Source organism: Pseudomonas sp. F220, assembly GCF_057813935.1.
In genome coordinates this window covers 1-7,943 of sequence record NZ_JBVASJ010000073.1, presented here as the reverse complement: position 1 = coordinate 7,943, position 7,943 = coordinate 1, and the positions used below count along the sequence as shown (strand labels likewise).

10 protein-coding genes and 1 pseudogene are annotated in these 7,943 nt (G+C 56.6%); 1 reads left to right on the top strand and 10 read right to left on the bottom strand.

The window, feature by feature from the left end; translation table 11 throughout:
- Positions 1-115 precede the first annotated feature (115 nt).
- The 8 genes from ACZYSM_RS28695 to ACZYSM_RS28660 form a co-directional block, all read right to left on the bottom strand.
- Positions 116-466, bottom strand: a complete 351-nt coding sequence (locus ACZYSM_RS28695) for a phage baseplate assembly protein (protein ID WP_489076993.1) — start codon at positions 464-466, stop codon at positions 116-118.
- Positions 467-659: 193 nt separating this feature from the next.
- Positions 660-914 (bottom strand): bacteriocin immunity protein, encoded by a 255-nt coding sequence (locus ACZYSM_RS28690; protein ID WP_489076991.1) that lies wholly within the window; start codon positions 912-914, stop codon positions 660-662.
- 189 nt (positions 915-1,103) lie between these two features.
- Positions 1,104-2,441 carry a DNA circularization protein gene (locus ACZYSM_RS28685; protein WP_489076989.1) on the bottom strand — a complete coding sequence of 446 codons (1,338 nt, stop codon included), beginning with the start codon at positions 2,439-2,441 and terminating at the stop codon, positions 1,104-1,106.
- Positions 2,423-2,959, bottom strand: a complete 537-nt coding sequence (locus tag ACZYSM_RS28680) for a DUF5384 family protein (protein WP_489076987.1) — start codon at positions 2,957-2,959, stop codon at positions 2,423-2,425. The genes ACZYSM_RS28685 and ACZYSM_RS28680 overlap by 19 nt, the downstream gene beginning before the upstream one ends.
- A 9-nt stretch (positions 2,960-2,968) precedes the next feature.
- Positions 2,969-3,475, bottom strand: coding sequence for a hypothetical protein (locus tag ACZYSM_RS28675; protein WP_489076985.1), 507 nt, complete (start codon positions 3,473-3,475; stop codon positions 2,969-2,971).
- A 221-nt stretch (positions 3,476-3,696) separates the two neighbouring features.
- A complete protein-coding gene (locus ACZYSM_RS28670; protein WP_489076983.1) occupies positions 3,697-4,143 on the bottom strand; it encodes a hypothetical protein in 447 nt (148 codons plus the stop codon).
- A 140-nt stretch (positions 4,144-4,283) separates the two neighbouring features.
- Entirely contained in the window at positions 4,284-4,550 is a 267-nt protein-coding gene (locus tag ACZYSM_RS28665; protein ID WP_489076981.1) for a hypothetical protein, read from the bottom strand.
- 168 nt (positions 4,551-4,718) lie between these two features.
- Positions 4,719-5,003, bottom strand: coding sequence for an antiterminator Q family protein (locus ACZYSM_RS28660; RefSeq protein ID WP_489076979.1), 285 nt, complete (start codon positions 5,001-5,003; stop codon positions 4,719-4,721).
- A gap of 164 nt (positions 5,004-5,167) precedes the next feature.
- Between ACZYSM_RS28660 and ACZYSM_RS28655 the strand changes: the two genes are divergently transcribed.
- Positions 5,168-5,350, top strand: coding sequence for a hypothetical protein (locus tag ACZYSM_RS28655; RefSeq protein WP_489076977.1), 183 nt, complete (start codon positions 5,168-5,170; stop codon positions 5,348-5,350).
- A 550-nt stretch (positions 5,351-5,900) separates the two neighbouring features.
- Here ACZYSM_RS28655 and ACZYSM_RS28650 read toward each other — a convergent pair.
- Positions 5,901-7,192: pseudogene (locus ACZYSM_RS28650) on the bottom strand (MFS transporter).
- Between the two features lie 436 nt (positions 7,193-7,628).
- A partial coding sequence (locus ACZYSM_RS28645; protein ID WP_489076975.1) for an autotransporter outer membrane beta-barrel domain-containing protein occupies positions 7,629-7,943 on the bottom strand: 315 nt, incomplete at its 5' end.

The following is a 7,943-nucleotide window of genomic DNA, read 5'->3' as shown; positions in this document are numbered from 1 at the left end:
AGTCAGATGGCGTTAAAACGAATGGGGCGGCGGGCTTGGCCATGTGCACTACTGCTCAGTGAGGTCGAAGTCTGGTCAGTATATCGATATGCTTTTAGATAAACGAATTACACGCTCAGGACACTAGCACGGTTTGGTTGCTCAGTTGCCCGCCAGGCCATTCCGCCGCGCAGTCGATCAGATCGGAGCACTTGGAGCGCCCGTTGACGTGTACCGAGTGATTGCCCGCGCTGATGCTCGGGACATAGTGATCGACATAGCCGGTGACCACCGGGTCCTGGCCGAGGCGCACCTGGCACGCAGCACCAGGGGGCAGCACCAATCGGTCAAACTCGCCGGCATACAGCTCGGTCATGCCAATGCTGAAATCGCTGGGCAAACGCTCGATACCCCGCGTCACGCGGATATCCGTCCAGCCGGTGACGTCAAAGCCGCCAGCCGTGATGGTTAGATCGTCAGGTTGCATGAATAACCTCAGAGGATGCTTGCAAAAAGATTCGTTTCGCCGGACTTAAAACCCAAAAACCCCAGGGCTCTCACGAGCACTAGGGTTTTTCTTTGGACGGATAGATAGCTTGGCTGCTGGGACCGACACGATTTAGCGCCTGGCTATCGAGCCCGTAGCGTCTAATGCCCCCAAGCAGCTCAGAGGGATCCCCTTAGGCGCCTTTGAAGCACCGCAATCCCATAGAAAGGCAATAGTCCTTGATTGTCTGAACTACACCGCTCGGCGAATCATCTGCCCCATCTTCTGGGTAAAAGAGCAAGTCGCTACCCGCAGGGTGCGGCACGACCTTATTGAAGTGCTCCACCAACGCGCCACGATCTTCCTCCGTCCCGGCATCGTCTATTGAGTCAATCAGGGATCTGAACTCCTGCTCTGTGTAGTCGGCAAGATGGCTCTTAAATTCCATTATTCACCCTCTATGTATATCGATATCACCGGAAATGACCTTATTTCCACGCGCACCTTCACTACGACGCCTATTGCAAATAGATTTGTAGCTTACCGACATCGAATGCTATTTCGATATCAATCACCCTCCGCCGTATCCCAAATAATTAGTCCATTTATCTCGCCGCAATGCCCTCAACGGCCCTAATTATCGAGCCAGCACTTTCACATTCGTCGGCATAAACGCCGGGTGAATAGGGTCCGCCTGCTGGATCAGCTCATCCGTGCGGCCCGCATCCTGGTACAGCCGGCTGGCCATGACCAACGCCGGCATCGGTGCCCGAAAGCTAAACGTCTCCAGGGCTGGCAAGGTCGCACCCGTTGTGGTGAGCGCGCTGACGACGGCTTGGCGCAGGGCGATCATCGCGTTGTAGCTGCCGTCGTCACCGGCATCACCGGCCACCAGCAGCTCGTCGTCTATAAACCCCGTTACCGTCTCCATGGTGGTCATGGCCTCATCGTAGGAAGTCGGCACATACGTCGCCACCACCTGGCCGATGGAAGCCAGGGCTGAACGGCGCAACAACGCGCTGGTGGCGTCCTGAGCGACCTCGCGGGCAGCACCAATAGCGCCGGGGCCACCAAAGGTGGACGTCGTGTAGCTGGCCAGCGGCCCGAGCAAGGAAATAGCATTGCCTGGGTCGGCAATGCCGGCCACTAGCGCATCCATGACACCTTGCACCGCATCGGTGAATGCCTGTCCACTGCTGACATCCAGGTTCGCCGCTGCGGTGGTCAGGGTGTCCATGGCCCCATCGACCGTTGCGCGGTTGGCCGTGTTTTGGGCGATCAAGTCCGCCATGGTGGTGCTGCTGTCCCGGGTCTTTTTGCTGGCCGTGAGTGCACTGCTGACGTTGCCGTTGGCATAGCGCCCGAAGTCACCGGCCATCAGGCTGGCCAAGCTGGTGATGCTGCGCACGTCGTGGGTGATACGCCCCACCAGTACCTGAAAATCCGCCACCACCCCCACCACCATCCCGACCACGGCCTTGCCGAACTTGATCACGCCCTCGACCGCGTTGACCACGGAGGTGATACCGCCGATGACCTTGCGCATGAAGTCCAGCGCCGATGACAGACCCAGGGCGGCGGCGAGCTTGTCCAGCAGAGAGCCGCTCGAAGTAGTGATGGAGGGAAAAACCCGATCACCGGATTCGATGAAGACGATACTGATTTCAAAGTAGCGCCCCATGTCCCAGCGCTCGGTCACGCTCAGGCCCTCGACGGGCACACTGACCTGGAGCGCGCCCAGGGTGGGGTGCATTAACGCCCCGGGCCCCGCCGCCTCAACGGCCGCCACCAGCGCATCACGCTGCGCCAGGACGTTGCCACCGCCGTACACCTGGCTGTCGGTGACCAAAAAGCCGCTCATGCGGATGCGGCGTGTCGAGCGGCCCATGTCCTCGATGTAGGGTTTGTCCCGCCCCGGGTACCAGCGCAGCCAAGCGATTGATAACGCGGCAGCAATCAGTTGTTGCCAAACCATTTGGTCGAGCGATTGACCTCGGCCTTGCCTGAGTCCTCCAATAGAGCCTTGGCACCTGAGCTCACGTTGCGCGCAGCATCGGCATTGGACTGGATGACGTCGGTCTTGGCGGCGCTATTGTGCAGCTCAGCATCGATGTAGTCGTTGCTACGGTCAGTCTTGGCCTTGAGGGCCTGCAGACGCAGCTTGCGTTCTTCGATATCGAGCGCTCGGTCTTCGTCCTCGGCCTTTTCGTCACGGGTACGCAGTCGAGTGTTTTCCTGAGCCTTGGCCTGGCGTTCGGCTGCAGCCTGCTCGGCCGCATGCTTTTGCGCGACCAACCGGTTGCGGCGGTTGGTCGCGTCGCTTGCGGCGGCTTTCGCCTGTGCGGCGGCTGCCTGACGCTGATAGTCAGCTTGTCGGGCCGCGTCGACTTGCTGTTGCTGGACCTCAATCTGGTGCAGTTGGTCGAATTGCGACTGGGCGAAGGCCTGCGTCGTCACCAGCGACAACAACAATGCAACACTGAATCCTTTCATGCCAGCCTCCTAAGCTTTGACAGGTGGCGGGCAAGTGGCGTTTGGCTGGATGCGAGTCTCGTTGTTGAGCATCTGCACCATCAGGGAAACCTGGCCTGGAGCGAACTCGCAAGGCTTGCCGACCTGGGTCGAAGTGTAAATTTTGCCGGCTTCGGAATAGCCCAGCAGCACACCTGGTACCAGTGTAGTGTCGTTGACCATTGAGCCTGCCAAGGCACCGGCAGCGCCACCGGCTACGCCGCCGACCAAGGCCGTATCACGATTATGGCCCGCACCCAGTGCACCACCGCCTACTGCGCCGATCAGGCCGCCGACCAGAGTCGCTGCCTTCCGGTTAGATTCGTTGCTGACTTTGATCTTGGCCGGTGTCACCGAAATGATGGTGACGGTCTTGGCCGCCTGTTTAGTGTTGACCTGGCTAGCATCGAACACGTCAGCCTGGTACTGCTCGCCTGTCGATTGGCAGCCGGCAACCAGTGCCGCCAGCGAGATGACAGCCAGAGTTTTCTTGAGCATGTGGTTCATTTCCTTGCATTCAGTAGGTAACGTCAAAGCTACTGAGCAAGTATCGCGAAACTGTGCGCCCCTCTCCCTCACGCCACGTCTCATATGTTTGACCCTGGCGTCTCACGACTGGGTCGTTGAGCGTGCGGAGATATGGACATTCGAAAAATCCTGTTGATAAAGGACTTCCCGAAACCCGAACCTCAAATTGATGGGCGTGTTGATTTAGCTGCTCAAGAGCGGGCGCCGTTTGTGTTGATAGCATATCGCTGAGGATCTTCGACCACCCGGCCCATACCCGTCGCAAACGACATAAAATCGCGCAGCTTGTTACGGTAGGTTCTCAGCTCCCACCAAGCACCCTCAATATTGAACCCGGCAGATTCCAGTTCCCAGAGAAGCTTTTCAAGTGGCGTGCTATTGCCGCGAATGTCGCGAAGATCATGCATCGTCACATCCAGCCAGGCTTGCTCAGCATTGCGGACCGTCAACATCCCTTCGCGGCGAGCAGTCAGCGCTTCGATTGGGTAGTAGATGTTCAGCCGAGGCTTGGACTCTAGCTCTTCCTTCGGCAGCCACTCGCCTTCATGAACAACGTATGCCGCGACAAAGTTGCAGGCCGAGTCAAACTGTCCAGCCAGAATCAGCTCAGTGCGCGGCACATAGTCGTGGCTTTGCATTGCTGTGCTCCAGAATCGAAAAAGGCCCGCCAACATGGCGAGCCTTGATATAGGTTCGGCTCCAGCAGCACTCCCAGCTCGGAGCTATGGGCCTGGGTGGGCCGAGAACAAAAAAACCAGCGCGAGGGCTGGGCTTGAGACTATTTAAGCTGTTCCTTCAGTGAGTCGAGCAGATCATGACCCGTCCACGTCAGCTGGATGTAATCAGCTACTGAGGAAATCCCTTCGACCTTACTGAGAAATCCACCTTCAATTAGAAGGTCCAGCAGGTAGGACTCGCCATTGTCCCAGACGATATTCCGCTTGCCGTACGCAGTGCGCAACTCTGGGTAGCTGATGCCACTCAGGCGGGTGCTGTCCTCGACAATCTCCAAAATACACTTTGCTAACGACTTATTTCTTTGCATCGGGTGAAACCTCATCTCGAGATCTGGGCTATTCCCAGTCTCGCATGAGTATTTTAACCCGGCGACAAAAAAGCCCGACTCAATGGCCGGGCTTTCTCTGTGGTGTCGCGCTGAAACAGCTGAATACCGTGCCATGAAAACAGGTGTTTATCTGTACGGAAAGCTTTTTTACGCAGCTTCGGTAGATCGATCAATCGCTCCGTCGATCCAGGCCACGCCCGCCTTAATCAATTCCCACGTCTTTCGCTCAGATATCCCATGCTCCCGCGCAACACGGTTTGCTGGCCACTTCGCGCCAAAGTAAAACCAGACGAAATCCCCCATCTGCTGCTCGCGCTTGGTCAATCGAGCGAGCGCTGCATCCACGACCAGCGCAACGTCATCGGTGATCACATATGACTGAGTGCTTGGCTCAGGACTGAACTGGTTCATCACTGCGGCCAGTTGAGACACGTAGGGTCACGGAGACAGCAGTCATCACCACGCTCATCGATGATGCTGAGTGGGCCGTCAGAAAACATACTGAGCGCGAGAAGAACCTCAAGACCGGCCTGGCGCTGGAACGCAAGCGCGCAGAACTCGCGTTGGAGGCAGCCAACGCTCAGCTTGAACAAACCATGAAGCATCTGGGGCGCACCACAGAGCGTCTCGTGATGTGGGAGCTAGCCATGGAGAGCGAACAACCATCGTTTAATGGCGACCAGGAAAAGGTCAGGCAAAAGGTGGAAAAGCGCCTGAAGAAGGTGAAGACGATGAACGACATCATTGCACTGAGCCACAGCCAACCCAGCGAAGACTAAGCAGCCATGAACCGGCCCAACTACTCAGGAGACGCGATAGCCCCCCCCTCACGACATCTGATGCTAGCGAACGAAATCGAACGTTTTAATGTCATACCGCCGAAACAGTCATCTCTCAGCCTTGACGAGCCGATCAAATAGCACGACCTGAAGTGAGCCCAGGCCTTGGGGCGACCGCTTAAAACTTGGTCTGAGCAAGGCATAATAGAAAGACCCTCCACCCATCACACGTAGCAAGTGCCAGTAACTGACACCACAAGCAGGGCAGCCTAAACTGATGGAGCGACCAGCTTCCTTCGGCAGTGGCAGCTATCCGCAAACCGCAAACCCAGCAAACCGACACCGAGCGCCAGCAATTCTCAATTCACTACCATTTAACTACCAAGATGCCTAAATCGTAGACATGAAAAAGCCAGACCGTTTTCGGCCTGGCTAAGTCATTAAAAAAATATGGTCGGGCCGGAGTGATTCGAACACTCGCCCCCAGCACCCCATGCCGGGATCAATACCGATGCAAGTCGTTGATAAACAAACGGTTGGCAGCACTGATTCAAAGACGTCCCGGGTGCTCGGGATAAAATCGCAACGCTATACCACTCAAGACGATAGCGGCGCACAAGTACCAGGCGGGGACCAGTGGGCTGCCCGTCACTGCTATCAGCCACGTGACCAGCAGCGGAGAAAACCCGCCGAACAGTGTCACGCCAAAGCTGTAGATGATCGACACGCCTGTCACTCGCTCATCACGTGAGAAGGCTTCCATCATCAGCGCCAGCCCAGCGCCGCCGCTGATAGCCATTGGCAAGATAAGTATCGATACTGCCGCTAGGCTGAGCAGCGTACTCTGCTGATTGAGTAGCATAAAAGCAGGATAAGTTAACCCCACCTGCCGACCAAACAACCAATACAACAACGGTTTACGCCGTGGCATACGGTCAGCGAACCGCGAAGCCAAAGGCGGGACAACAACGAGCAATATGCAGGCAAACGCCACCAGGAAAAAGCCAGACTGCTAGGGTAATGCAACGTCCGGATCAGGTACGTTGGCATATAGAACACCACCATATAGAAGCTCACCGTCGAACTCGCCATGAGCAAAATACCCAGGCCCAAGGTGCGAATATGACGGCACATAAAGTCGCGAAACAGCGTAGGGCTGTCGCGGTTTTCGTGGGTTTCAGCCAAATATTTGCGGATGTACCACCCCACAGGGCCAATCAACAACCCCAAGATGAACGGGACCCGCCAGCCCCAGCTGTACAGCGCCTGCTCCGACAACATCGTCGTCAGTAGCAGCCCGGAAAGTGCCCCCAGCAGCGCGGCGGCCCCTTGGCTCGCCCCCTGCCAGCAGACCATAAAGCAGCGATTGTCGGTGCGGCCAGACTCCATTAAAAAAGCAGAAGCCGCGCCCACCTCCCCGCCTGCCGAAAACCCCTGGAGCAACCGCCCAAGCACCAGCAGTGCCGTGGCAAAGCTTCCGATACTGGAATAAGTCGGGGTGAAGGCGATGATTCCCGTGCCGGCTGTCATCAAGGCGATGCTCAAGGTCAAAGCCTGCTTGCGCCCATAACGATCAGCGAACCGGCCAATGAACACGGCGCCCAGCGGCCGTATAAGAAAACCCATGGCGAAGGTCAGCAACGACATCATCAACGATGCCAGAGATGAATCTGCCGGGAAAAACAACTGACCAATAATAACCGCGAAAAAACTGTAGACCGTAAAGTCGTATATCTCCAGAGCGTTACCAAGAGATGAAGCGACCACTACACGGCGGATCTTGCCTGTCTCGTCAGGTTGCACACACTCAAACGACAGCGAGGAAATCGAAGCGTTTTCCATAAACATGTCCAAAGTCACGCATTCATTGAACTGTGCCTCTGACGCACTGAAGAAGGCATTCGGAATCAGCGGTACCAGATACCAAGGGTTTGGGCCAAAGTACATGCTCAAAAACGTGAGTATCGCATTGAGCACCGCAAACAGCTGCAGCACACGCGGCTCTTGCCCACGTAAAAGAACACTGCGCCAGATAGTAGCTGGAGATACCCAGCCACACCACCCGGCATGCGGGGTCCGCACCGGGCAGTTCAAAAGATTGAAGTCAGGAGAGACGTGGAAGCCCTGGGCGATCAGATCAGATCCACGCAAGATCAAGCATCCAGTTGGCGGGGATTACATGCCACGCGTCCTCGCTGTCAGCCGGCTCGGCGGCCAATTGAAGCAGAATGAAGCGTTCAACTTGCCGCACGGTGGCGGCAAGTTGATCGGAGCCTCTTTAGAAGGAATATTTCAAACCGAGCATGCCGGCAGTGTCCGACCAGCCATTACTCCCCACCTGCTGAGTCAGACTGGTGGTGACGTTCAACTGAGGCATGACATGCCCTTCAACACCGACTCTGAACTCTGCGATGTTGCGACTACCTTCCTGCGAGACATCAACACCGTCCATCCTCACGCCGTAGTCTTCGGAATTATGTACCCAGTTCGTTTCTACGTACGGCTTGAACGACTGCTGCTTGCCATCACCTTGTGCGGTATAGCCTTTCATAAAGGCTTTAACACCCAACGAACTGCGCACGTTATCGTTGCC

Coding starts and splice junctions, on each gene's coding strand:
- ACZYSM_RS28675 (WP_489076985.1), bottom strand. CDS start 3,475: ATGCTCAAGAAAACTCTGGCTGTCATCTCGCTGGCGGCACTGGTTGCC.
- ACZYSM_RS28695 (WP_489076993.1), bottom strand. CDS start 466: ATGCAACCTGACGATCTAACCATCACGGCTGGCGGCTTTGACGTCACC.
- ACZYSM_RS28670 (WP_489076983.1), bottom strand. CDS start 4,143: ATGCAAAGCCACGACTATGTGCCGCGCACTGAGCTGATTCTGGCTGGA.
- ACZYSM_RS28665 (WP_489076981.1), bottom strand. CDS start 4,550: ATGCAAAGAAATAAGTCGTTAGCAAAGTGTATTTTGGAGATTGTCGAG.
- ACZYSM_RS28680 (WP_489076987.1), bottom strand. CDS start 2,959: ATGAAAGGATTCAGTGTTGCATTGTTGTTGTCGCTGGTGACGACGCAG.
- ACZYSM_RS28685 (WP_489076989.1), bottom strand. CDS start 2,441: ATGGTTTGGCAACAACTGATTGCTGCCGCGTTATCAATCGCTTGGCTG.
- ACZYSM_RS28655 (WP_489076977.1), top strand. CDS start 5,168: ATGAAGCATCTGGGGCGCACCACAGAGCGTCTCGTGATGTGGGAGCTA.
- ACZYSM_RS28690 (WP_489076991.1), bottom strand. CDS start 914: ATGGAATTTAAGAGCCATCTTGCCGACTACACAGAGCAGGAGTTCAGA.